The 24,428-nt window shown below is 62.3% G+C and carries 22 protein-coding genes and 1 pseudogene; 20 read left to right on the top strand and 3 right to left on the bottom strand.

The window, feature by feature from the left end; translation table 11 throughout:
• Positions 1–116 precede the first annotated feature (116 nt).
• Both LK440_RS09665 and sodC read left to right on the top strand, forming a co-directional pair.
• Complete coding sequence (locus LK440_RS09665; protein WP_005019205.1) at positions 117–1,085, top strand: Bug family tripartite tricarboxylate transporter substrate binding protein; 969 nt, start codon at positions 117–119, stop codon at positions 1,083–1,085.
• A gap of 117 nt (positions 1,086–1,202) precedes the next feature.
• Entirely contained in the window at positions 1,203–1,727 is a 525-nt protein-coding gene (sodC, locus tag LK440_RS09660) for a superoxide dismutase family protein (RefSeq protein ID WP_005013271.1), read from the top strand.
• A 34-nt stretch (positions 1,728–1,761) separates the two neighbouring features.
• On the opposite strand, the gene LK440_RS09655 is transcribed toward sodC, so the two are convergent.
• Complete coding sequence (locus tag LK440_RS09655; protein WP_005013272.1) at positions 1,762–2,718, bottom strand: aldo/keto reductase; 957 nt, start codon at positions 2,716–2,718, stop codon at positions 1,762–1,764.
• 225 nt (positions 2,719–2,943) lie between these two features.
• Here LK440_RS09655 and LK440_RS09650 point away from each other — a divergent pair, with 225 nt between their 5' ends.
• The 6 genes from LK440_RS09650 (at position 2,944) to LK440_RS09625 (ending at position 7,914) form a co-directional block, all read left to right on the top strand.
• Positions 2,944–3,912, top strand: coding sequence for an ABC transporter substrate-binding protein (locus tag LK440_RS09650; protein WP_005013275.1), 969 nt, complete (start codon positions 2,944–2,946; stop codon positions 3,910–3,912).
• 91 nt (positions 3,913–4,003) lie between these two features.
• Positions 4,004–4,894, top strand: a complete 891-nt coding sequence (locus LK440_RS09645) for an ABC transporter permease (RefSeq protein ID WP_005013278.1) — start codon at positions 4,004–4,006, stop codon at positions 4,892–4,894.
• A gap of 1 nt (position 4,895) precedes the next feature.
• Positions 4,896–5,690 carry an ABC transporter ATP-binding protein gene (locus LK440_RS09640; RefSeq protein ID WP_005013279.1) on the top strand — a complete coding sequence of 265 codons (795 nt, stop codon included), beginning with the start codon at positions 4,896–4,898 and terminating at the stop codon, positions 5,688–5,690.
• Positions 5,691–5,793: 103 nt separating this feature from the next.
• Positions 5,794–6,549, top strand: coding sequence for a molybdate ABC transporter substrate-binding protein (gene modA, locus LK440_RS09635; RefSeq protein ID WP_005013280.1), 756 nt, complete (start codon positions 5,794–5,796; stop codon positions 6,547–6,549).
• 10 nt (positions 6,550–6,559) lie between these two features.
• On the top strand, positions 6,560–7,231 hold the full coding sequence (modB, locus tag LK440_RS09630) for a molybdate ABC transporter permease subunit (RefSeq protein ID WP_005013281.1): 672 nt from the start codon (positions 6,560–6,562) through the stop codon (positions 7,229–7,231).
• Positions 7,228–7,914 (top strand): ATP-binding cassette domain-containing protein, encoded by a 687-nt coding sequence (locus LK440_RS09625; RefSeq protein WP_017685452.1) that lies wholly within the window; start codon positions 7,228–7,230, stop codon positions 7,912–7,914. Before modB ends, LK440_RS09625 begins: the two co-directional genes overlap by 4 nt.
• Here the strand turns inward: LK440_RS09625 and LK440_RS09620 are convergent, their stop codons facing one another.
• The gene (locus LK440_RS09620) at positions 7,915–8,718 is read right to left on the bottom strand and encodes a TOBE domain-containing protein (RefSeq protein ID WP_005013283.1); all 804 of its coding nucleotides are present in this window, start codon (positions 8,716–8,718) and stop codon (positions 7,915–7,917) included.
• A 121-nt stretch (positions 8,719–8,839) separates the two neighbouring features.
• Here LK440_RS09620 and LK440_RS09615 point away from each other — a divergent pair, with 121 nt between their 5' ends.
• The 12 genes and pseudogenes from LK440_RS09615 (at position 8,840) to LK440_RS09560 (ending at position 23,520) form a co-directional block, all read left to right on the top strand.
• Positions 8,840–9,406 carry a DUF4136 domain-containing protein gene (locus tag LK440_RS09615; protein ID WP_005019217.1) on the top strand — a complete coding sequence of 189 codons (567 nt, stop codon included), beginning with the start codon at positions 8,840–8,842 and terminating at the stop codon, positions 9,404–9,406.
• A 20-nt stretch (positions 9,407–9,426) separates the two neighbouring features.
• A complete protein-coding gene (locus tag LK440_RS09610) occupies positions 9,427–10,626 on the top strand; it encodes a DUF3734 domain-containing protein (RefSeq protein WP_005013287.1) in 1,200 nt (399 codons plus the stop codon).
• Between the two features lie 146 nt (positions 10,627–10,772).
• Positions 10,773–11,144 carry a helix-turn-helix domain-containing protein gene (locus LK440_RS09605; protein ID WP_005013288.1) on the top strand — a complete coding sequence of 124 codons (372 nt, stop codon included), beginning with the start codon at positions 10,773–10,775 and terminating at the stop codon, positions 11,142–11,144.
• Between the two features lie 188 nt (positions 11,145–11,332).
• A pseudogene (locus LK440_RS09600) lies at positions 11,333–12,550 on the top strand (efflux RND transporter periplasmic adaptor subunit).
• Between the two features lie 60 nt (positions 12,551–12,610).
• Complete coding sequence (locus tag LK440_RS09595) at positions 12,611–15,826, top strand: efflux RND transporter permease subunit (protein ID WP_005013296.1); 3,216 nt, start codon at positions 12,611–12,613, stop codon at positions 15,824–15,826.
• Entirely contained in the window at positions 15,823–17,346 is a 1,524-nt protein-coding gene (locus LK440_RS09590) for an efflux transporter outer membrane subunit (protein WP_005013299.1), read from the top strand. The genes LK440_RS09595 and LK440_RS09590 overlap by 4 nt, the downstream gene beginning before the upstream one ends.
• A complete protein-coding gene (locus LK440_RS09585) occupies positions 17,343–18,068 on the top strand; it encodes a pyridoxine 5'-phosphate synthase (RefSeq protein ID WP_005013301.1) in 726 nt (241 codons plus the stop codon). Before LK440_RS09590 ends, LK440_RS09585 begins: the two co-directional genes overlap by 4 nt.
• A gap of 163 nt (positions 18,069–18,231) precedes the next feature.
• On the top strand, positions 18,232–18,669 hold the full coding sequence (acpS, locus tag LK440_RS09580) for a holo-ACP synthase (protein ID WP_005013304.1): 438 nt from the start codon (positions 18,232–18,234) through the stop codon (positions 18,667–18,669).
• A 10-nt stretch (positions 18,670–18,679) separates the two neighbouring features.
• A complete protein-coding gene (gene nagZ, locus LK440_RS09575) occupies positions 18,680–19,738 on the top strand; it encodes a beta-N-acetylhexosaminidase (protein WP_005013306.1) in 1,059 nt (352 codons plus the stop codon).
• Complete coding sequence (gene uvrC / locus LK440_RS09570) at positions 19,701–21,527, top strand: excinuclease ABC subunit UvrC (protein WP_005013308.1); 1,827 nt, start codon at positions 19,701–19,703, stop codon at positions 21,525–21,527. The genes nagZ and uvrC overlap by 38 nt, the downstream gene beginning before the upstream one ends.
• A gap of 39 nt (positions 21,528–21,566) precedes the next feature.
• Positions 21,567–22,139, top strand: a complete 573-nt coding sequence (gene pgsA / locus LK440_RS09565) for a CDP-diacylglycerol--glycerol-3-phosphate 3-phosphatidyltransferase (protein ID WP_005013315.1) — start codon at positions 21,567–21,569, stop codon at positions 22,137–22,139.
• 142 nt (positions 22,140–22,281) lie between these two features.
• The gene (locus LK440_RS09560) at positions 22,282–23,520 is read left to right on the top strand and encodes an MFS transporter (RefSeq protein ID WP_005013319.1); all 1,239 of its coding nucleotides are present in this window, start codon (positions 22,282–22,284) and stop codon (positions 23,518–23,520) included.
• A gap of 43 nt (positions 23,521–23,563) precedes the next feature.
• Here LK440_RS09560 and queF read toward each other — a convergent pair whose 3' ends face one another.
• Positions 23,564–24,406 carry an NADPH-dependent 7-cyano-7-deazaguanine reductase QueF gene (gene queF, locus LK440_RS09555; protein ID WP_005013320.1) on the bottom strand — a complete coding sequence of 281 codons (843 nt, stop codon included), beginning with the start codon at positions 24,404–24,406 and terminating at the stop codon, positions 23,564–23,566.
• Positions 24,407–24,428: the final 22 nt, after the last annotated feature.

Here is a 24,428-nt window from a genome sequence, read left to right as displayed (position 1 = left end):
GGCATAGATCCGAACGTGTTATTGCAGTTCGTGGTGGTGGACAGACGCTGCGCTTATCGGCCAGCGGACATAACAGACGCGGTCAGCCGCGAGACGAATCCCGAGGAGGAGACCCCATGAAGCATCGCATCATCGTCGCGGCTTGTGCCGCGCTGGCCGCCGTGGCTACACCCGCTGCGCAGGCGCAGTGGCCCGAACGTCCGGTGACCATCATCGTGCCGTTTCCCGCCGGGGGCGGCACCGACACCTTTGCCAGGCCGCTGGCCCAACAACTGGGCATGCAGATGGGCCAGAGCGTGGTCATCGACAACAAAGGCGGCGCAGGCGGGACTGTTGGCGCGGGCGTCGCGGCCAAGGCCCGGCCGGATGGCTACACGTTTTTCATGGGCGGCGCCCATCACGCCTTGGCGCCGTCGCTGTACAAAAGCCTGAGCTACAACATACAGAAGGATTTCGTTCCCGTCGCGCTATTGGCCCAGCCGCCTCAGGTCGTCGTCGTCAACAAAGAGAAGCTGCCTGTCAAAACCCTGGGAGAACTCATCGCCTACGCCAAGCAACATCCCGGAGAAATCAATTTCGGCACCGCCGGTAAAGGCAGCACCCATCACCTGGCCGGCGAGTTGTTCGCGCTGCAAAATGGTCTGAAATTGGTCGATGTGCCCTATCAAGGCGCCGGTCCGATGCTCTCGGCGCTGATCGGCGGGCAGGTGGATATGGCGTTCGACGGCCTGGGATCCTCGGCCAACCATATTCGTGCCGGCAGCATCGTGCCCTTGGCTGTAGCCTCGACCGAGCGTTCCCCGGCATTTCCGGGAGTGCCTACTGCCAACCAGGCAGGGGTGCCCGACTACGAGGTATCGACCTGGTACGCGCTGTGGGCGCCGGCTGGCACGCCCCCGGAAGCGATCGAGAAGATGACGGCTGAGGTGACCAAAGCCTTGAACCAGCCCAAGATCAAGGAAATCTGGCTGGCCAATGGTTCGGCCACGCCTACTTTGACCGGAGCGCAATTCGGAGCCTATGTCGATAGCGAAATCGGGCGTTGGGCCAAAGTGGTCAAGGATTCGGGTGTAACTCTGGATTAGGTTTGGAAAGCGAATGGGTCCGGATAAGGTCTGCACATTGCCCGGCAGGCAGGCTCACAGATACACTGGTTTGAGCCGTAAGCCACGGCCATGACTTTCCTTTCCGGAGGCTAGCCCATGAAATCTCTTGTGCAATCAACCCTCTGCTTCGCTTTGCTGGCTGCAGCAGGCAGCGTGGCGGCGCAGACCGTCGATATGTATGCCGCCGGGCCCAAAGGGCCGGAACAAAAAGTGGGCACCATCAAGATCGAGCAGACTAAATACGGCGCCTTGCTGACGCCGGTTCTGGAAGGGCTGCCGCCAGGGGTGCACGGCTTTCACCTGCACGACAAGGCGTCGTGCGACGCCACCACCGCTGACGGCAAACCCGTTGCGGCGGGTGCTGCGGGAGGGCATTGGGATCCGGATAAGAGCAATTCGCACAAAGGCCCCTACGACGACAGCGGCCATAAGGGCGACCTGCCTGCCATCTACGTGATGCCTGACGGCAAAGCCAACTATCCCGTATTGGCGCCACGCTTGAAGGCCAGCGAGTTCAAGGGCCATGCGCTCATGATCCACGCCGGTGGCGACAACCACAGCGATCACCCCATGCCGTTGGGCGGTGGGGGCGCGCGCATCATCTGCGGCGTCGTCAAGTAAACAAAGGCCTCGTCGCAGGCCTTTGTTTACAAGATTATTGCCAGGCGCTGGCCTGGCTCAGACGGTCGCGTTGCTCGGGGCTTAGCTGCAGGCGCGCCGCCCCGATCAATTCGCTCAGTTGCTCCAGGGTGGTGGCGCTGGCGATCGGCGCGGTGATGCCGGGCTGGGCGATTTGCCAGGCCAGCGCCACTTCCGCCAGTGTGGCGCCCGTCTGGTCGGCCACCTCATCCAAGGCCTGCAGGATACGCCGGCCCCTCTCATCGAGATACGACTCCACGATCTTGGCGCCGCGCACGCTTTTGGCGGCATCGCTGGGCTGGCGATACTTGCCCGTCAGGAACCCGCTGGCCAGCGCATAGTAGTTGATGACCCCGACTTGCTGCGCTTGCACCAGGGCCTGCAGCCCGGACTCAAACGGTTGGCGCGTGTAGAGGTTGTATTCGGGTTGTACGCTTTCAAAGCGTGGCAGCCCAAGCCGCTCGCTGGTGATCAGGGCTTCGGCCAGCCGCGTGCAGCTGTAGTTCGACGCCCCGATGACCCGAATCTTTCCGGCCTGGATGAGGTCCGCAAACGCTTCCAGCGTATCGGCCAGCGGGGTATCTGGGTCATCACTGTGTGCCTGATAGAGATCGATGTGGTCGGTCTGCAGCCGTGCCAGCGAGTCCTCGACGGCTTGGCGGATATAGGCGGCAGCCAATCCCTTGCGGTCGGGCCCCATTTCCATGCCCACCTTGGTGGCCAATACGATCTTGTCGCGCTTGCCTGTTTTCTTGAGCCAGTTGCCGATGAGGGTTTCCGACTCGCCGCCTTGGTTGCCGCTGGCCCAGCGAGAGTACACATCGGCGGTGTCGATGAAATTCAGGCCCGCATCGACCATGGTGTCGAGTAAGGAAAAGGTGCCTGCTTCATCGACGGTCCAGCCAAAGACATTGCCGCCGAAGACGATGGGAGGAACGGCGAGGCCGGAGCGGCCCAGGGGTCTGGTCTGCATGGAGCTTCCTTGCAAGAGTGGCGCGGGAGCGTTTGAGTATATCGGTCCCGTCCTGGCCAAGGGCCGGCTTCAGGGATATCCCGCGCTCTGCACGGCGCCACAACCGGTAGGCCGCACGTTAGACTACGGGGTTTCCTGGTTTTGTAAACAGGGTCAGAAGCCCATTGCGCGATACCGGGAAACAACCGTAATCAAACATATCAATCTGGTGGAAGGAGCATTCCTATGCTGATCGGGAAAAAACATTTTCTGACCGTGGGAGCCCTGGCGCTGGCCATGGCGGCCGGTTCCGCGATGGCCCAGCAAAAATCGGTGGCCGTGACAGCCATCGTCGAACATCCGGCGCTGGATTCGGTACGTGATGGCGTCAAGGAGGCCCTTAAGCAGGCAGGTTATGACGCCAATAAGACGCTCAAGTGGCAGTACCAGAGCGCTCAGGGCAATACCGGCACCGCTGCGCAGATCGCGCGTAAGTTCGTCGGCGACAAGCCGGATGCCATCGTGGCCATTGCCACGCCGTCGGCACAGGCTGTCGTCGCTGCCACCAAGGAAGTCCCGGTGGTCTACTCGGCGGTGACCGATCCGGTAGCCGCGCAATTGGTGCCCAGCATGGCGGCTTCGGGCACCAATGTGACCGGCGTGTCGGATTTGCTGGCGCTGGATAAACAGATTGAATTGATCAAGAAAGTGGTGCCAGATGCCAAGCGGGTAGGGATGGTCTACAACCCGGGTGAGGCCAACTCCGTTGTGGTCGTCAAGCAACTGCAAGAGCTTCTGCCCAAGGCCGGAATGACTCTCGTCGAGGCTGCCGCACCCCGCACCGTCGATGTCGCCTCTGCCGCCCGTAGCTTGATTGGCAAAGTGGACGTGATCTACACGAACACCGACAACAACGTGGTCTCGGCCTACGAGGCGCTGGTCAAGGTCGGCAACGACGCCAAAATCCCGCTCATCGCGTCGGACACCGACAGCGTCAAGCGCGGCGCTATCGCGGCATTAGGCATCAATTATCACAACCTTGGTTTGCAGACCGGCAAGATTGTGGTGCGTATTCTCAAGGGCGAAAAACCCGGGGCCATTCCTTCCGAGACCAGCAATAAGCTGGAGCTCTACGTCAATCCGGGCGCGGCGGCCAAGCAGGGCGTGACCCTGCCCGAGGCGCTGGTGAAGTCCGCCGCGCAGGTCGTCAAGTAAGCGTCGCTTATGGGGCCGCCCTGATGGGTGGCCCTGAATCCTCTGTTCATACGCTGCTGCGGTCCGCATGGGTCCGCCAGCCAAACGTCTCATGTCCCTGTTCTCTTTACTCGGTGCACTGGAAATCGGCCTGATCTTCAGCCTGGTCGCGCTGGGTGTGTTCATTTCCTTTCGTTTGCTGCGCTTTCCCGATCTGACGGTCGATGGAAGCTTTCCGTTGGGCGGCGCCGTGGCGGCAACGCTCATTTCCATGGGCCTGGATCCTTTCATGGCCACGCTGGCGGCCACCGCAGCAGGCGCCGTTGCCGGCCTGATCACCGGCTGGCTGAACGTGCGCCTGCGCATCATGGACTTGCTTGCCAGCATTCTGATGATGATCGCGCTGTATTCGATCAATCTGCGTATCATGGGCAAACCCAATGTGCCGCTGATTACCGAAGCCACCGTTTTTACGGTGCTGCAACCGGATTGGCTCAGTGACTATGTGGCGCGTCCCCTCCTTCTGTTGGTCGTGGTGGTGCTGGTCAAGTGGTTGCTGGACTGGTACCTCTCCACACAAAGCGGTCTGGCTATGCGTGCGACGGGCTCCAACGGCCGCATGGCGCGCGCTCAGGGGGTGAATACGGGCGGCATGATTCTGGGCGGGATGGCGCTGTCCAATGCACTGGTCGGCCTGGCTGGCGCCCTGTTTGCCCAAACCCAGGGTGGCGCAGACATCTCCATGGGCATAGGCACCATCGTGATTGGCCTGGCTACCGTGATCGTCGGAGAAAGCATTCTGCCGTCGCGCCGCCTGGTCCTGGCCACGCTGGCCGTCATCATTGGCGCTATCGTCTATCGCTTCTTCATCGCCTTGGCACTCAACAGTGATTTCATCGGTCTGAAGGCGCAGGATCTGAATCTGGTCACGGCATTGCTGGTGACCATTGCATTGGTCATTCCCATGTTGAAGCGCCGCCTGCTCGGCAAGAAGGGGCGCTGACATGTTGCGCGCAAAAGATCTTTTCATCACGTTCAACGCCGGCACGCCTATCGAGACGAGGGCCTTGCGGGGCATGTCGCTGGACATTCCCACGGGGCAGTTCGTCACCGTGATCGGTTCCAATGGCGCGGGCAAGTCGACGTTTCTGAATGCCGTATCGGGTGACCTGCCCATCGACTCGGGCAACATCCTGATCAACGATGTCGATGTGACTCGCCAGCCGGTGTGGGCGCGGGCGACACAGGTCGCGCGGGTCTTTCAGGATCCTATGGCAGGCACCTGTGAAGACCTCACCATCGAAGAAAATATGGTGCTGGCGCAGTGCCGGGGCAAGCGGCGGGGCCTGAGCCGCGCGGTCAAGGCATCCATGCGGGAGCACTTCCGCGAGCGGCTGGCCACCTTGGGGCTGGGCCTGGAGAATCGTTTGGGCGATCGCATTGGCCTGCTGTCCGGCGGCCAACGGCAAGCGGTCAGCCTCCTGATGGCCGCCTTGCAGCCATCGCGTATCCTGTTGCTGGATGAGCATACCGCGGCGCTCGACCCGCGTACGGCGGATTTTGTACTCCAGCTGACCGCACGCATCGTCGCCGAGAATAACCTGACGACCATGATGGTGACCCACAGCATGCGTCAGGCCCTGGATGTCGGCCAACGCACGGTCATGCTGCACCAGGGGCAGGTGGTGCTCGATGTCAGTGGCGATGCCCGCAAAGGCATGGACGTTCCGGACCTCCTGGCAATGTTTGAGCGCGTGCGTGGCGAAAAGCTCGCCGATGACGCTTTGCTGCTGGGTTAATCAGAGGGGCCGCCGTGGGCGCGGCCCTATTTTTGACTGCCGTTATATAGCTCGGTATATTTCGCAACCACGGCGCTCTCGCGCCCGCTACCAGGGGTAGACCATGCAGATCCGCAACCAGTTGATTTTCTCGGCGTTGGCCGCCGTGTTTGTCGCCGCCAGCGCGCAAGCCGCCGACCTGACGGTTTCCGCCGCATCCAGCCTGACCAATGCCTTCAAAGAGCTGGGCCAGGCTTATGAGGCCAAGCATCCGGGCAACAAGGTCGCGATGAACTTTGCCGCGTCGGACGTGTTGTTGCGTCAGATCGAGCAGGGGGCGCCCACGGACGTCTTTGCGTCGGCCGACCAGACCGCGATGGACCGCGCCGTCCAGAGCAAGGCCGTACGTCCAGACACGCGCGTCAATTTCGCTGCCAACGCGCTGGTCTTGATCGTACCGGCCACGGGTGATTCTGCCGTCAAAAGCACGGCGGATCTGAAGGCCGACAAGGTCAAACGCGTGGCCTACGGCAACCCGGCCTCGGTGCCGGTTGGCCGTTACACTCAGGCTGCACTGGAAAAACAGGGCTTGTGGGATGCCGTTTCGGCCAAGGGCGTGCCCGCGCAGAACGTGCGTCAAAGCCTGGATTATGTGGCCCGCGGCGAGGTCGACGCCGGCTTCGTGTTCGCCACCGACGCCGCCGTCATGCCCGACAAGGTCAAGGTCGTCGAGGTTGTGCCCACGCCGCAGTCGATCACCTACCCCATTGCTCTGACCACACGCGACGCCAACACGGCTGCAGCCCAGTCGTTCATTGATTATGCCCGTTCGCCTGAGGGGCAGGCCATCCTGGCGCGTTACGGCTTCAAGAAACCTTGAAGGTTCGGGCATGACCGACCCGGTATGGGTCCCTCTGCTGCTGTCGCTCAAGGTCGCCGGCTGGGCCACCTTGATCAGCGCGGTAACTGGCACGGCCGTGGGTTTCTGGCTCGCGCGTTGGCGCTCGCCGGCGCGTGAACTCGTCGACTCTGTGTTGACCTTGCCCATGGTGCTGCCGCCCACCGTGCTCGGCTATTACTTGCTGGTGCTGCTCGGACGCCGTGGCGTCCTGGGTCAGACCTTGGCGGAGTGGGGCATAGAGCTGGTGTTTACCTGGCAGGGGGCGGTCATTGCGGCTGCCGTGGTGGCGTTTCCTCTGGTACTCAAAGGGGCTCGGACGGCGTTCGAGCAGGTGGATCCGCAGTTGGAGGCCGCCGCTCGCGTGCTGGGTCTGCGGGAGTCGTCGGTGTTTTTTCGCGTGAGCCTGCCACTGGCCATGCGCGGGATCATGGCAGGAGTTCTCCTGGCGTTCGCGCGGGCATTGGGCGAGTTCGGCGCCACGCTGATGGTGGCCGGCAATCTCCCCGGGCGCACTCAGACACTCTCCATCGCCATCTATGAAGCGGTGCAGGCAGGCGATGACGGCACGGCCAATTTGCTGGTGCTGATTACCTCGGTGACCTGTGTGGCGGCCTTATTGCTGGCCAGCCGTCTGATGCCTCGCCGCAGGGGGATGGCATGATCGATATCGCCCTGCGCAAGGTCATGCAGGCGGACGACCGGCGCTTCGAGCTCGATGTACGGTTGCGCACGGAATCACGGCGGGTCGTGCTGTTCGGGCCGTCGGGTGCGGGCAAGAGCCTGACGCTTCGCGCCGTAGCCGGTCTGTTGCGTCCGGACTCCGGCCATATCGCCGTCAATGGCCGGGTTTTCTACGATGGCCAACGGGATGTGTTCCTGCCGCCGCAGCAGCGGCGCGTGGCCTATCTGTTCCAGGATTACGCCTTGTTTCCTCACCTGACGGTAGGGCAAAACGTGGCTTTCGGCTTGCGCGCGGGCTGGCTGAGCCCCCCCCGGCGCGGCGTGCCCCAACAGGCGCAACGTTGGATCGACGCCTTTGAACTGGGTGCGATCGCCAACAGTTACCCTGGGCAGATTTCAGGCGGCCAGAAGCAGCGTACGGCGCTGGCGCGGGCACTGGCGGCCGAGCCGGATCTCATCCTGCTGGATGAGCCATTTTCTGCGCTGGATGCGCAACTGCGCGGCAAGATGCGGTGGGAACTGCGTCAACTGCTCGATGGCTTGCCCGTGCCCATGATGCTTATTACGCACGACCCGGCCGACATCGACGCGCTGGGCGATGCCGTATTCGAGGTACGCGACGGCCGCATCGCCGGCCATAAGCGGCCCGCTTCGGCTGTCTGATCAGTCCATCACGCCGAGGATGACACTGGCCGCGCTGAAAATGGCGTGGACCGTGTTGCCCTCGGCCAGGGCCAGAGCCTGCGCGCTGTCGTCAGTGATGATGGCCACCAGCGTGCCGCCGCCGTCAAGATCGATGACGACCTCATCATTGACGGCACCTTTGCGCAACTGAGCCACCTTCCCGGGCAATTGGTTGTCTGCCGACAGACGCATGCCCGTGCCTGGCAGCCCGACCAGCACGGCGGAGGCTTTGATCAGGGCGATGACTTCGCGGCCCGGTTGCAAACCGAGCTCCGCCGTGCTTTCCCGGGTGATGGTCGCGCGCAGAATGTGCCCACCGGGCAGCGCGACACGGATTTCGTCATTGACCGCGCCGGCTCGCACGTCGGCAACGTTGCCGAGCAATCGGTTGCGCGCACTGGTTTTAAGCATGAAGCGCCTCATGAGGTTGAGATCGCCCGCCAAGCCCTGGCTGGCCAGGTGCTGCATGAAGCGCTGATGCTCATGCTGCAGTTGCTCGAACCGGGCAATCAGGGTCCGCGCCGGTTCCGTCAGGCGGCTGCTGCCGCCCCCTTTGCCGCCGGTTGCGCGTTCGACCAGAGAAACGCCCGCCAGATTGTTCATCGCGTCGATGGCGTCCCATGCCCCCTTATAGCTCATTCCGACTGCGCGCGCGGCCGCCGCGATGGATCCGGTGGCGCCGATCTGGGCCAGTAGCGCGATGCGCTGAGCTCCGCCCCAGGTCTGGTCGCCGCTACGCAACCAGATCGAGCCGTCGAGTTGCAGGTCGGGGGAGGAGGGCATGCGTTGACTTCCGACAAAGGAGTAGTCTGGGAGTTTATTGCAAGTTGTTCGTATTCCGGGCAAGATCGATTCGGCCCGATTTGCGTATGGCACGGAGAAGAGGATGCAGGCAGTTCCCAGGATGTTGTGTGTGGTGAGTTTGGTGGCAACGCTGGTTGCCTGCGCGTCGCAACCGGTGGTGCGCAGCGATTACGATCACAAGGTCGATTTTGCTCAGTATCACAGCTATGGTTTCATGTCGCCCCTGGGTACGGACAAAGCGGGCTATAGCAGCCTGTTGACCGAACGCCTCAAAGACGCCGTGCGCCAGGAAATGGCGCGCCGTGGCTATGTTTACAATGAAAATCAGCCCGATTTGCAGGTTAATTTCAGCGCCAAGCTGGAAAACAAGGTGCAGATTGTTCAGGCTGCCGCACCGCCCATGCCGTATTACGCTTACCGCGGTGGGTTCTATGGCGGTTGGCCCGGATATGGATGGGGCGACGACGTCTATCAGTACACGCAGGGCACATTGAATGTGGATCTGGTGGACCGCCGGCGCAAACAGCTGGTTTGGGAGGGCGTGGTGACCGGCGAAGTCTCGGAGCCGAATTGGGCCGAGAGCCAGCAGCGTGTCGATGCTGCCGTGGCGCTGATCTTTCAGAAGTACCCCTTTATCGCCGGTGCGGCTTCGCCGGCCGCCAAATAACCCGGCGGCGAGATCTGGCCATGGCCAAGCAACGTTCCCCGCAAGCTGCGGCGCACACCAAGAGCCGGCGCGCGTCGCGGGAGTTTGATACGGTGGCCCTGGTGCTGCAGGGAGGCGGCGCGCTGGGCGCCTATCAGGCCGGCGTTTATGAAGGGTTGCACGAAGCGGGCATCCGGCCGAACTGGATCTCCGGGATTTCCATCGGATCGATCAACGCGGCCATCATCGCCGGCTCGCCCGAGGATGAACGGGTCGAACGGCTGCGGGGATTCTGGGAGGCCATCTGCCGTCCAACGGGGTTTTCCGGGCTGCCGTGGGGCGACGTCTGGGCGCCGATGTTCCAGGGCTTGCCTTTCGGTTTTGGTTCGCCGCAGGTCAATGGCCATCTGGCGGCGCTGAATGCGGTCTGGCATGGGCAGCCCGGGTTTTTCACGCCCCGTTATCCCTCACCTTATCTGCTGAGCAACGCCGGGCAGGCTTCGACCAGTTTTTACGACACAGCGCCCCTGGCCGACACCTTGCGCCGTTTCGTCGATTTCGACTTGCTCAACCGCAGCGGCGTGCGCGCCAGTTTTGGCGCGGTCAATGTGCGCAGCGGTAATTTCAACTATTTCGACAGTCGCGACCGCGTACTGGGTCCTGAGCATGTCATGGCCTCGGGCGCCCTGCCTCCCGGATTTCCTGCCATCGAGGTCGATGGCAGGCACTACTGGGATGGGGGAATGGTATCCAACACACCGCTGGCCAAAGTGCTTTCGGACTCGCCTTTGCGCGATACGCTGGCCTTTCAGGTGGACCTGTGGCCTGCGCGCGGGCCGTTGCCCACCACGATGGATGAAGTGGCCGAGCGCCAGAAAGACATCCAGTACTCCAGCCGTACCCGTACCGTCACGGATAACTTCGCTCATGTCCTGCGCTTGCGTCGCGGGTTGCAACAGCTCCTGGAACGCTTGCCCGAAACCGAGCGCAACAGTCCCGAGCTCGCCGAGTTGCGTGCCGAGGCCTGCACGCCCGTGGTCAATATCGTGAACCTCATCTACGAAGCCAAGCACTACGAGCGGCATTCTAAGGATTATGAGTTCAGCACCGAGGCGATGCGGGAACACTGGCAGTCCGGCCTGGCGGATATTCGCCGTACTCTGGAGCAGCCCGGGGTGCTGGACCGTCCATCCGAGCAGGATCCGTTCGTCGCGCATGACGTACACCGCCCTGGCCATTGATCCGGGCCGGGTCGTGGATCGGTTCAGATAGGTCTGCTTTATATGGAAGGAAGCCGGAGGCTTATGCAATCTGTCGTAGCCTGACGTGCCTTTAAGAAAGCTACTGCGCGATCTGCGTCTTTGCTGCCTCCCTTCCTAATACTGCCATGGCCCAACCTTCCCATGCTTCTGGCCCGTCGACCGAGGTCGCATTCTCTTCCAAGGTCATACCGGCAGACTCCGGTGAGACTTGGTATCTGCTCTATCGCGGCTGGGTGCTAGGTACGCCGCGGGGCATACGCATCAGCCTCACCGCGCTCGAGCGTGTGTGTTTTCAGGCAATTGCCGAGTCTCCGGGCAGGGAGCTGTCGCGTGTCGTCCTGAGCAAGATCCTGCCAGGGTCCAATCTGCGCACCCTTAATGTGGCGATCAGCCGGCTGCGCAAGAAGGTCAGCGAGGCCGGCGCCGAACTGCCTTTGCACACGGTGCATGGCATGGGTTATGTGTTTCTCGGGCAGCTCCAGGTTCAGCCCTGCTGAAGACCGGGCAGGGCCCGCGGCACGCCGATACACCGACACGGCGATTCTGCACAGCATATTCCGCCAAAAATGAGGGTTTGCCCTCAAAAAGTAGGCTACATTACGTGGGTCCGCGACCCCTCCCTTATGAACACAACAAGCGTTAGCGCGCAAGTGTGGGGGGCGTGTTTTCACTCCGTGAGGGATCCATGCGTTTTTCACCTCAGCGTGTCTCGGGTCTGGGCATCGTTGTCGCACTTGGCTGGATGTTGGTCGGTTGCGGCGACAAGCCGCAGCAAAGCCAAAGTTTGCCGCAAGTCGCGGTTGTGACGGTGCAGCCCCAGAAGGCATCGATTGTTTCCGACTTGCCAGGCCGTGTCGATGCGGTGCGCGATGCGCAGATCCGCGCCCGCGTCACGGGCATCGTGCAGAAAATCCTGTTCGAGCAAGGTGGCGACGTCAAAGAAAACCAGGTTCTGTTCAAGATCGATCCTGCGTCGTATCAGGCATCCTACGATCAGGCGACCGCGCAACTCAAGCAGGCTCAGGCTGATCTGTATAGCGCCAAGCTGCTGGCTGACCGTTACGCACCGCTGGTCAAGGCCAATGCCGTGAGCAAGCAGGAGTACGACAACGCCGTTGCGAGCTTTCGCCAGGCCGATGCGGTCGTGGCAGCTGCCCGTGCCGCGCAGACCTCGGCCAAGATCAATCTCGGCTACACGGAGGTGACCTCGCCAATTACCGGCCGGATCGGCAAGCCCTTGATCACCGAAGGTGCGTTGGTTGAAGCGACGTCGGCCACGCAAATGGCTGTGGTGCAACAGCTCGACCCGGTGTATGTGGACTTTACCCAATCGACCTCCGAGCTGGCGCGCTTGCGCGAGGCGTTTGCCTCGGGCCAGTTGCAAAAGCTGGGTCCGAATGCCGCACGGGTGTCCATCATTCTGGAGAACGGCTCGGTCTATAAGTCGCCGGGCAAGTTGCTGTTTACGGGCATCACTGTCGACCCCTCCACGGGCAATGTGAATTTGCGCGCCGAAGTGCCGAACCCCGATCAAATCCTGTTGCCGGGCATGTATGTGCGCGTCCGATTGGACGAAGGCGTGGACGACAAGGCCCTGCTGGTGCCGTAGCAGGCGCTGCAGCGCACGGCTGACGGCCTGCAAAGCCTGATGGTCGTCAAGGACGGCAAAGTTCAGCAGGTGGCGGTAAGCACCAGTTCTTCCCTGAACAATCAGTGGATCATCAGCAGCGGTCTTTCGGCCGGCGATGTGGTGGTCGTTGAGGGCTTTCAGAAGATACGGCCCGGTGCACCTGTGCAGACCTCGCCCTGGAACCCGAATGGCAAGGCGGCGGGCGCTGCCGGCCAGCCTGGTGCCACGCCCGCAGACGGGCAGGCTCCGGCCAAAAAGGAACCCAACTCCTGAGCGGCGCGCGGCGCGAGCCGCGTTCCTCCTTCGTGAGCATCGCTTTCAGAGTCAGCCCACATGCCGCAATTTTTCATCGATAGACCCATCTTCGCCTGGGTTGTTGCGCTATTCATTCTCATGGCAGGCATATTGGCTATCCCCAATATGCCCGTGTCGCAGTATCCCGACGTAGCGCCGCCATCCATTTCCATCACCGCGACCTATCCTGGCGCGTCGGCCCAGGAAGTGGCCGAGACGGTGACCAGTATCATCGAGGATGAGCTCAACGGCGCCAAAGGCCTGCTGTATTACGAGTCCGTCAGCGATTCGAATGGCCAGTCGCAGATCACGGCCACGTTCCGGCCGGGCACCGACCCGGATCTGGCGCAGGTGGACGTGCAGAACCGGATTTCCAACGTCACGGCTCAGTTGCCGTCGGCGGTGACCCAGCAAGGTCTGCAATATGAGCAGACCAGCGCGGGCTTTCTGCTGTTTGTGACTCTGTCGTCTACTGACGGTAGCCTGGATCAGGCCGCGCTGGCCGATTACATCACCCGCAACATCAAGAACCCGATTTCGCGTGTGCCGGGCGTGGGGCAGTTTCAATTGTTTGCCGCGCCGCGCGCCATGCGTATCTGGGTCGACCCGCAGAAGCTGGTCGGCTTCAATATGAGCATGCAGGAGGTCAATCAGGCCATCGCGGCACAGAACGTTCTGATTTCGGGCGGCTCGATTGGTGCACCTCCCAATCCCAAGGACGTGCGTGTGACCGCCACGGTCACGGCCAACGGCCAGTTGAGCACCGTCGAAGGCTTTGGCAAGATCGTGCTGCGCGCCAATACGGATGGCTCGCGGGTTATGTTGCGCGACGTCGCGCGCATCGAGGTCGGATCGGACAACTACCAGTTCGGCGCCCGCCTCAACGGCCAGCCTACGGCGGCATTTGCCATCGTGCTGTCGCCTGACGCCAATGCGTTGGAGACCGCCGAGGGCGTGCGCAAGCAGATGGCCACGTTGTCGCAGTATTTTCCCGACAACATCAAGTATGAAATTCCTTACGACACCGCCCCCTATGTGAAGGTGTCCATCGAGAAAGTGATCCACACCCTGATCGAAGCCATGGTGCTGGTGTTTCTCGTGATGTTCCTGTTCCTGCAGAATGTGCGTTACACCCTGATCCCGGCGCTGGTAGTGCCGGTTGCCATGATGGGTGCGTTTGCCGTGATGCTGGCGCTGGGGCTGTCGATCAACGTGCTGACCATGTTCGCCATGGTGTTGGCCATCGGCATTCTGGTCGATGACGCGATCGTGGTGGTGGAGAACGTCGAGCGCATCATGGCCACCGAGGGGCTGCCGCCCAAGGAGGCGACCGCCAAAGCCATGCCGCAGATCACCGGCGCCATCGTGGGTATCACGCTGGTGCTGGTTGCCGTGTTCCTGCCACTGGCGTTCATGGGCGGCTCGGTCGGTGTGATCTACCGCCAGTTTGCCGTGGCCATGGCGGTGTCCATTTTCTTCTCGGCGTTCCTGGCGTTGAGCTTCACGCCGGCCTTGTGCTCGACCTTGCTCAAGCCTATTCCCAAGGGTCACCTGAACGAGAAAAAAGGCTTTTTCGGCTGGTTCAATCGCAAATTCGAGGCCACCACTCACCATTACCAGGACTGGATCTCGCGCGTGCTGCACAAGGGCGGGCGCATGATGCTGGTCTTCGGCTTGCTGGTCGTGGTGCTCGGCTGGCTCTACCTGCGATTGCCCTCGGCATTCCTGCCTGAAGAAGATCAGGGCTATGTGATCAGCAATATCGAGTTGCCCGCCGGGGCTTCTGCCAACCGCACGATCGAGGTGATCGAGCAGGTAGAGCACTATTTCAAAGGGCTGCCCACGACACAGAACATCGTGGCCGTGCAGGGCTTTTCCTTTAACGGCAACGGTTTGAATGCGGCGCTCGTGTTCACTACGCTCAAGGACTTCGCTGACCGCAAGAGCGCACAGGACTCGGCGCAAGCGATCGCCGGTGGGGCGTTCCAGCACTTGTTCATGGGCATCAAGGACGCCATGGTATTTACCGTGGTGCCGCCGGCCATTTCCTCTTTGGGCAACGCGGCTGGTTTCGATTTCCGCCTGCAGGACCGCAGTGCTTCCGGCAGCGAGGCGCTCGCCGCGGCGACCGGACAGTTGATGGGTCTGGCGATGCAAAGCCCGGTGTTGTCCCAGGTGCGTATTACAGGTCTGGGACCAGGTGCGCAGTTGTCGCTGAACATCGACCGCGACAAGGCCGCTGCGCTGGGCGTGGACTTCTCCGAAGCCTCCACGCTTATCTCGACGGCCATCGGCTCGGCGTATCTGAGCAAGTTCCCCAATTTGGGGCGCATGCAGAACATCTGGGTGCAGGCGGACCAGAACTACCGTATGCACATGGATCAGGTGCTCGCGCTCAACGCCCGTAACAAAGATGGCGGTATGGTGCCGCTGTCGGCCTTTGTGACGGCCAAGTGGTCGCAGGGTCCGACGCAGGTGGTGCGCTACAACAGTTACGAAGCGGTGCGCATCGGCGGCGATGCCGCGCCCGGTTATTCGACCGGCGAAGCCATGGCGGAGATGGAGCGTCTGGTCGGGCAGTTGCCCGCGGGCTTTGGCTACGAGTGGAATGGCCTGTCCTATCAGGAGCGGCTTGCCGGTAATCAGGCGGTCATTCTGATGGGCCTGGCACTGCTGGTGGTCTTCATGGTGCTGGCTGCCCTGTACGAAAGCTGGGCCATCCCGCTGTCGGTGATGCTGGTGGTGCCGCTGGGGATGCTGGGTGCAGTGGGCCTGGTCAGCTTGATGGGCATGTCTAACGACGTGTACTTCCAGGTCGGGATGGTGACCGTGATCGGTCTGGCGGCCAAGAACGCCATTCTGATCATCGAGTTTGCCAAAGACCAGTACGCGCGTGGCAATGGTCTGTATGCGTCGGCGGTGGAGGCGGCGCGGTTGCGTTTTCGCCCGATTCTGATGACCTCGCTGGCCTTCATTCTCGGGGTCGTTCCTTTGGCCTTGGCAACGGGAGCCAGCGCGGCCAGCCAGCGTGCCGTCGGTATCGGCGTGCTGGGGGGCATGCTTGCCGCCACGCCTTTTGCCGTGATTTTCGTGCCCACTTTCTTCGTGGTCGTCATGAAATTGGTGAAAACCCGTCCGCGCCTGCTGGGCGCCGAGCTTCGTGCCTTCCAGGCCGAGCAGGTCGCCAAGAAGGAGCAGGACGGCAAGCTGCCCGGGGATACTTCGAACCAAGGCGGTCAGGAGAATAAAGAATGACGGCCCTGATGTATAAGCGTGGCGTAGTGGTGCTGTTGGCGGCCGGGTTGGCCGGTTGCTCGCTGGCGCCCGACTACCATCGCCCCGAGGCGCCGGTGCGCGCGAATTGGCCGGATCAACCCAAGGTCAGTTACGGCGGTTATGAGCGGCCCACCCAGCTGGGTTCGCAGCCGGCCGTGGCCGTGGCGCCTCCCGCCGGCACGTCAGCGGCCGACATAGGGTGGCGCAGCTTCTTCCAGGATCCGTGCCTGCAGGCTTTGATAGAGCTGGCGCTGACCAACAACCGAGACCTGCGTGTGGCCGTCCAGAACGTCGAGGTCGCGCGCGCGCAATACGGCGTGCAGCGCGGCGCGCAATGGCCGGCGATAGGCGCGGGCGCGCAAGGGACTCGGCAGCATTTGCCGAAGAATATGCGCGCTGCCGGCCCCAATTCGTCGTCGATCAGCAGCCAGTACCAAGCCGGTCTCGGATTGACCTCCTTCGAGATCGATCTGTTCGGGCGCCTGCGTAATCTGTCGGAAGCCGCCTATCAACAGTATTTGTCGACCGAGCAGGCACAACGCTCGGTGCACATTACGTTGATTGGTGCGGTTGCTGAGGCGTATTTCAATCTGCGTGCCGCCGAGGTGCAACTCGATCTCACGCGCAGAACGCTGCAGTCGCGGCAGGAGTCCTATAACCTCGTCAAGACCCGCTTCGACGGCGGTGTGTCGTCCGAACTCGACCTGAACCAGTCGCGCTCTTTGCTGGATTCGGCGTCTTCGAATCTGGCGCAATTGGCGCGCACGCATGCCCAGGCGGCCAATGCGCTGATGGTGCTGCTCGGGGTGCCCAGCCTGCCGGCTGATCTGCCGCCTGCGGCCGAGTTCGGGCGTGACCAGATTCTGGCCACGGTACCGGCCGGCCTGCCGTCGGACATGCTCGAGCGCCGCCCGGATATTCTGGCTGCCGAGAACCAGCTGCGTGCCGCCAAGGCAAATATCGGCGCGGCGCGGGCAGCCTTTTTCCCGACGATATCGCTGACCGGCTTGCTCGGCGTGGCCAGCCCCTCGCTGGATACGCTTTTCAAGGGCGGTCAGGGCTATTGGAGCTTTTCGCCTCAGATCACCACCCCGTTGTTTGCCGGTGGCAGCATCATCGAAGGGCTGAATCTGGCCAAGGCGCGCGACAATATCGCCGTGGCGCAGTATGAGCAAACCATTCAGCAGGCGTTCCGCGAGGTCGCCGATGCGCTGGCCGGTGAGGCCACCTACAGTGCGCAGTTGGATGCGCAGCGCGGTCTGCAAGCCTCATCGGCGCGGTCGCTCGAGCTGTCGAACATGCGCTATACCAGCGGCATAGATAGTTATCTGCAGGTGCAGACGGCGCAGGTGGATCTTTTCGATGCGCAGTTGGCCTTGGTGCAGACAGGGCTGGCGTCGCTCATCAATCGCGTCGAACTCTACAAAGCGCTGGGCGGTGGCTGGTTGGAGAACACTGCCATGCCCGAGACTCAACCCAGGACTTCGCAACAGCAATGATTGAACTTGGCGTCAATATCGATCATGTGGCCACGCTGCGTCAGCAGCGCCACACTACCTACCCCGATCCGGTGGAGGCGGCCGTGCGCGCCGAGGATGCCGGGGCGGATGTGGTTACCTTGCATCTGCGCGAAGATCGGCGGCACATCCAGGATGCGGATGTCTACGCCATTCGCCCGCGATTGCGCACCCGCATGAATCTCGAGTGCGCATTGACTCCGGAAATGCTGGAAATCGCCTGCGCGGTCAAACCTGACGATGTCTGCCTGGTGCCGGAAAAACGTGCCGAACTCACGACCGAGGGTGGCCTGGACGTGGTGGGGCAGTTCGACGCCGTGGCCGACGCCGTGGCGCTGCTCACCGAGGCAGGTATTCGGGTGTCGCTGTTCATCGATCCGGACAATGGCCAGATCGAAGCGGCCGCGCGCGCCAAAGCTACGGTGATAGAGCTTCATACGGGCGCCTATGCCGAGGCCGAGGGCGAGGTCGCCGGGCGGGAGTTGCTGCGTATTCAGGCCGCGGTCCAGGAGGGCTTGCGCCACGGGCTTCGGGTCAACGCGGGCCACGGCCTGCATTACGGCAACGTGCAGCCCGTCGCGGCCATCGATGGGGTTTCCGAACTCAATATCGGACATGCCATCGTGGCCCAGGCCGTCTTCGACGGTTGGGAGAAGGCAATACGCGATATGAAGGCGCTCATGATTCAGGCGCGGGGCCGATAGATTCCCATTTTCGTTGGCGAGGCCGCAGGTCGATGGACAGACCCCCGGGAAGTTGGATGGAGATCCAACCTCCGGGGGTTTTTACATGAATGTCGAGCAGGCCGGGCTCGCGTATGATTTCGCTATTGCAGCGCTGTTTCGCGCCGCGTTTTCCGGTTGAGTCATGGTCTCTCTCAGTCCCCCCAGCGGCGCCATCGCCGGCATAGGCATGGACCTGATCCGCGTCGATCGTATCTCCCGAGCGCTGGAGCGCCATGGTGATCGCTTTGCCGAAAAAATACTCGGCATCGAGGAAATGGCCAAGTTTCGTGCACGTCGAACGCGTGATCCTGCGTGCGGCATTCGTTTTCTGGCCACGCGCTTCGCGGCCAAAGAGGCGTTTTCCAAAGCGATCGGATTGGGCATGCGCATGCCCATGACGTGGAATCGTGTGCAGACCCTCAACGCCCCCGGGGGAAGGCCTGTCCTGGTCATCGATCCCGCATTGCTGCCCTGGTTTGAGCAGCGTTTCGGCGCGGCGCATGTCTCGATCACTGATGAGTCCGATATGGCGGCGGCCTATGTCATCGTGGAGTCCCGGCTCGGGGCCAGCAACACCTGAGGATGGTTTGATGTCGAAATCCAAGAAGCACCAGAAATTGGCTCCGGGGCCGGTCATGGTCGATGTGTCCGGGACCCGGCTCACCAAGCAAGAGAAACAACGCCTGCGGCATCCGTTGGTCGGCGGAGTCATCTTATTTGCACGCAACTTCGAGAACCGTGCGCAGCTGACCACACTTACCCGCAAGATTCATGAGGCCCGCGGCGAACCGCTGCTCATTGCGGTCGATCATGAGGGCGGCCGCGTACAGCGCTTTCGTGAGGACGGCTTCACGGCGTTGCCGGCGATGAGTGCATTGGGGCAAGTATGGGATCGTGATCCCTTGCTAGCCATGCGCCTGGCAACCGAAGCGGGCTATGTATTGGCCGCCGAGCTGCGGGCATGCGGCGTGGACATGAGCTTTACGCCGGTGCTGGATCTCGACTATGGCGTGAGCAAAGTGATCGGCAATCGCGCCTTGCACCGCGATCCACGCGTGGTGGCCATGCTGGCTCGGGCCTTGATCCAGGGGCTGGCGCTGGCGGGGATGGCCGCATGCGGCAAGCATTTCCCCGGGCACGGTTTCGTCGAGGCCGACTCGCATCACGAGATCCCGGTCGACAAACGCTCGCTGACCGAGATCCTGCGCGAAGATGCCGCACCTTATGGCTGGTTGGGCGATGGTGTGCTGTCGTCTGTCATGCCAGCCCACGTCATCTATCCCAAGGTGGACAGTCAGCCTGCCGGTTTTTCCCGCCGGTGGGTCACCGAGATCCTGCGCGGCAAGCTGGCCTACGATGGCGTGGTGTTTTCCGATGACCTCACCATGGAGGGGGCTTCCGTGGCGGGCGACATTCTGGCCAGGGCTCAGGCCGCGCTGGGCGCAGGGTGCGACATGGTGCTGGTCTGCAACCGTCCTGATCTTGCCGACGAGTTGCTGGGCCGCCTGGACGTGCAGCTCGCTGCCGAATCGGTGGCGCGCATTCGCCGGCTGATGCCTGCTTTTGCCAGCCCGGACTGGGATGGCCTGCAGGCCGATTCTCGCTATCAGCATGCCCGACGACTTCAATCTCAAATCATTTCTGGCTGATCTGCCGCACCTGCCTGGCGTCTATCGGCATCTGGATGCCGCCGGGGAGGTGCTGTATGTCGGTAAGGCGCGCGATTTAAAGAGGCGCGTGTCGTCGTACTTCCAGAAGAACCTGGCCAGCCCGCGTATTGCGCAGATGGTGGGCAAAGTCGCGCGCGTTGAGGTGACGGTCACGCGCTCGGAGGCCGAGGCGCTGATTCTTGAAAACAACCTCATCAAGAGTCTGCACCCGCGCTACAACATTCTGTTCCGGGACGACAAGTCCTATCCGTACTTGCTCATCACCGGCCACGCCTGGCCACGCATTGCTTACTATCGTGGCGCGACCAACAAGCGCGGACAGTACTTCGGCCCTTACCCGAATGCCTGGGCGGTGCGCGAGACCATACAGATCCTGCAGAAGGTGTTTCGGCTGCGTACCTGCGAAGACACCGTTTTCGCCAACCGCTCACGCCCCTGTCTGCTGCATCAGATCGGCCGTTGCTCAGCGCCCTGCGTGCAGGCCATCGAGGCGGCCGACTATGCGCGCGACGTGCAGCGCGCGGCCCGTTTCCTCAACGGCGAAGCCCGTGAGGTCATGGACGAGATAGAGACGCGCATGTTGCAGGCGTCTTCCGAGTTGCGCTTTGAGGAGGCTGCCGCTTTGCGCGATCAGATGGGGTCGCTGTCCAAGGTGCTGCATCAGCAGACCATGGAGAACGTCGGCGGCGAAGACACCGACGTGATCGCGGTGGCCGCCGCCGGCGGCAAAGTCTGCGTCAATCTGGCCATGGTGCGCGGTGGCCGCCATCTGGGCGACAAACCGTTCTTCCCGACGCACGCCGATGGCGAGGCGGGGCCGCAAGTCGTGGAAGCCTTTGTCGCGCAGCATTATGCCGACCGTCCGTTGCCGCCAGTGCTGGTGTGTTCGCACGCCTTGCCTGACCCCGACCTGATCGGCCTGCTGGCTGAACAGGCAGGCACGCGCTGTCGTCTTTTGACGCGTCCGCAGGGCGTGCGCCGCTCCTGGCTGGAGCAAGCGCAGAAAAACGCCGAACTGGCCCTGGCCAGGGCGCTGACCGAATCCGGCGCGCGTGCCGCGCGTACGCTGATGTTGGCCGAGACCCTGAACATGGACACCGATGAGGCCGCCTTGGATGCCTTGCGGATTGAGTGTTTCGACATCAGCCATACCGCGGGCGAGGCCACTCAGGGGTCCTGTGTGGTCTTTCTGCACCACGATATGCAGCCCTCGCTGTACCGGCGCTACAACATCGTCGGCATCACGCCGGGGGATGACTATGCGGCCATGCGGCAGGTGTTGACGCGCCGCTTCGGCAAGGTGGCCGATGGCGAGGCCCCCATGCCCGGTCTGGTGCTGATCGACGGCGGCAAGGGGCAGGTGGAGGTGGCGCGCCAGGTATTCGCAGAATTGGGGCTGGATATTGCCGCGCTGGTGGGGGTGGCCAAGGGAGAGGGACGTAAAGTCGGTCTGGAGACACTGGTGTTCGCCGATAGCCGCGCGCCCATCGCTTTGGGTAAAGAGTCGGCAGCACTCATGCTGATCGCTCAGGTGCGTGACGAAGCTCACCGGTTTGCCATCACCGGTATGCGCGCCAAACGAGCCAAGGCGCGCAATATCTCCAGGCTGGAGGAAATCGAAGGGATTGGCGCCAAACGGCGGCAGCGGTTGCTGGCCCGGTTTGGCGGATTGTCGGGCGTGACCTCGGCCAGCGTCGAGGATCTGGCCTCGGTGGAGGGGATTTCTGAGGAATTGGCCCAGCGTATCTACGACGCTTTGCATGGATGACGGGCGTGCCTTGCGCGGCTGATGTAGCATACGGGCACTATGCCGATAAACGTTCCCATTTTTCTGACGTGGCTGCGCATCGCCATGATTCCGCTGGTGGTCGGGCTGTTCTATTTGCCCGACACTTGGATATCGGTAAGTGTGCGCGATACGTTGGCCGCCGTCGCCTTCATCGTGGCGGCTCTGACCGATTGGTTCGATGGCTGGCTGGCTCGCCGCTGGAATCAGACCTCGGCTTTCGGGGCCTTTCTGGATCCGGTTGCCGATAAGTTGATGGTGTGCGCCGCGCTCATCGTGCTGTTGGATCTGAGCCGTGTCGATGCCTTCGTATCGCTGATCATCATCGGTCGTGAAATCACGATTTCGGCACTGCGTGAGTGGATGGCCAAGATCGGGGCAAGTGCCAGCGTGGCCGTGCACCGCCTGGGTAAATTCAAAACTGCCGCCCAGATGGTCGCCATCCCCTGCCTGCTCTACAACCAAACGCTTTGGGGAGTGGACATGCGCTATGTGGGCGCCTGGCTGATCGTAGTCGCTGCCGTGCTGACGGTGTGGTCGATGCTCTATTACCTGCAACGTGCCTGGCCGGCGATTCGCGAGAAGGCGGGCTGAATCGCGTTGTGCCGAGATGGGTGGCGCGCTCGCGCCGCCCATCTCCATTACAGAGGCGGCTTCAAGCGGCCCGATGAGCGTGGCGGCGCGGCCGCCACGAACCGCAGACTTTTCGAGGGGCCTTCGCGGGCTCTGCTGACGCATGAATACCGCTACCGCAGTATCCGATTCCCCAGACTTGCGCCGTCGCGACTGGCAGATCATTTTGCTGATCGGTGTGGCGCATTCGAGCTCGCATTTTTTCCAACTGGTTCTTCCATCCCTGTATGTATCCCTGGGCAATGAGTTCGGTTTGGACTTTGCCCGGCTCGGCCTGCTGGTTTCGGTGTTTTACGTCGTCTCGGGTCTGGGCCAGGCTTCTTCCGGTTTTGTCGTTGACCGGGTGGGCGCGCGCCCGGTGCTGTGGTTTGGGCTGTCCTGTTTTGTGCTCGCGGCTGTCCTGATCGGCGCGGCCAACGGTTACGCCATGCTGATGCTGGCTGCGGCGATAGGCGGGGTGGGTAATTCGATTTTTCATCCGGCCGACTACTCGATCATCAATCATCGTGTGAGCCCGGCACGGCTGGGCCATGCTTTTTCGATTCACGGCCTGACGGGCAATCTGGGCTGGGCGCTGACGCCGGTGTTCATCACCACCATTACCTTGCTGTCGAATTGGCGTGTGGCGGCCTTTTCTGCGGCCGGGCTGATTGCGCTGGTCTTGCTGCTCACGGTGCTGGGCCGCGATTTATTGGGTGCGCCCGAACCCGCGCGCGAGGCAGGTCCGGCTTCGTCTGCGCAAGCCAGCGTATGGCAGACGCTGACCGCATTGGCGGCGCGGCCTGCGCTCTGGGGGGCGTTTCTGTTTTTTGCTTTCACGTCCATTGCGTTGTCTTCGGTGCAGAACTACACCATTCCGCTATTGGGGCAGTTGTATGACTTGTCGCGGGTGACGGCCAGCTCCGCGCTGTCCGGCTACATGCTGGCTTCGGCGCTGGGCATGGCAGCGGGAGGATTTCTGGTCTCGGCGCCACCGCGCACTGAGCGCACCGTCACGGCAGCCCTGCTCATGGCCGGGTTGACGCTGGTCGTGCTGGCCATGGGCTGGGTCCCCGCGTCGATGGCGGCCCTGGTGGTGGGCTTGGCCGGTTTTTGCGCAGGGGTGGCCGCCCCGTCGCGCGATATGCTCATTCGCCGCGTCACGCCCAAGGGGGCTACCGGCTCGGTGTACGGCCTGGTGTATTCGGGCATGGATGTGGGTTCTGCACTCGGCCCCCTGGGATTCGGGCTGCTGCTTGATGCGGGACTGGCGCAAGGTCCGTGGATAGGGGCAGGGCTGGCGTTCGCGATCGGAGCCATTCTGGCGCAGTGGATTGCCATCCAGGCGCGCAAGGCCGGCTGACCGGCAGGGTTTTTTTGCAATAAAGGCCCCACGGGACCTTTATTCATTGGCGCGCTGTGCGGGTATCGACCGGTGCGCCACCGGGGATATTACTGCGCCAAGGGTTGATGTCCAGGCCGCCTCGGCGAGTGTAACGGGCATAAACCGTTAGTTCCTCGGGTTCGCAAGCCCGCATCAGGTCGCAGAAGATGCGTTCGGCGCAATGCTCATGAAACTCGGCATGCTGGCGAAACGAGACGATGTACTTGAGCAGGGCAGCATGATCCATCGGCCTGCCGCGGTAAGTGATCTGCACCGAACCCCAGTCCGGTTGGCCCGTCACCGGGCAGTTGGACTTTAGCAGGCGTGAGACCAGGGTTTCCTGGACGACGTCGCCCACGCTGCAGCGCAGCAGCTCGGGGCGCGGCTCATAGTGCTCGATCTCGACGTCCTGCTTGTCCAGGTTGGTGCCGCCGAGCTCGGCAATGCGTAGCTCATCGAAACGCTGCGGCAGGATGAAGTCCATTTCGATGGGGCTGCCGGCCGCTGCTGACAGATCAGTCTCGAGACGCTCGCGCAGGGCCTGGGCGTTACTGAGCCGCGTCTGGTTGAAGGAATTCAGGTAGAGCTTGAAAGACTTCGACTCAATGATGTTCGGGCTGTTGGCGGGCAGCCGGAAGCTGGCCATGGCGATGCGCGGTTTGCCCTTGGCATCGAGCCAGGAGAGCTCATAGGCGTTCCAGATGTCGGTGCCATGAAAGGGCAGGGCGCTGCCTGGTAGAGCCTGCATGCGGTCCAATCCAAGCGCGGCACGGTTGTCCGACCGTGGGATGGGAAAGAGCAGCGAAGCATCGTATTCGGACGGATAGGCCACGTTGTGGCCCAGGGGCGCGTCGGTAAGCGGCATGAGATCAAAGCGGTACGGAAGA

The sequence above is a fragment of the Bordetella holmesii genome, from assembly GCF_020735985.1.
Classification (GTDB): Bacteria; Pseudomonadota; Gammaproteobacteria; order Burkholderiales; family Burkholderiaceae_B; genus Bordetella; species Bordetella holmesii.
Note: the sequence above shows the minus strand (reverse complement) of the source record. Positions and strands in the feature narration are given on the sequence as shown.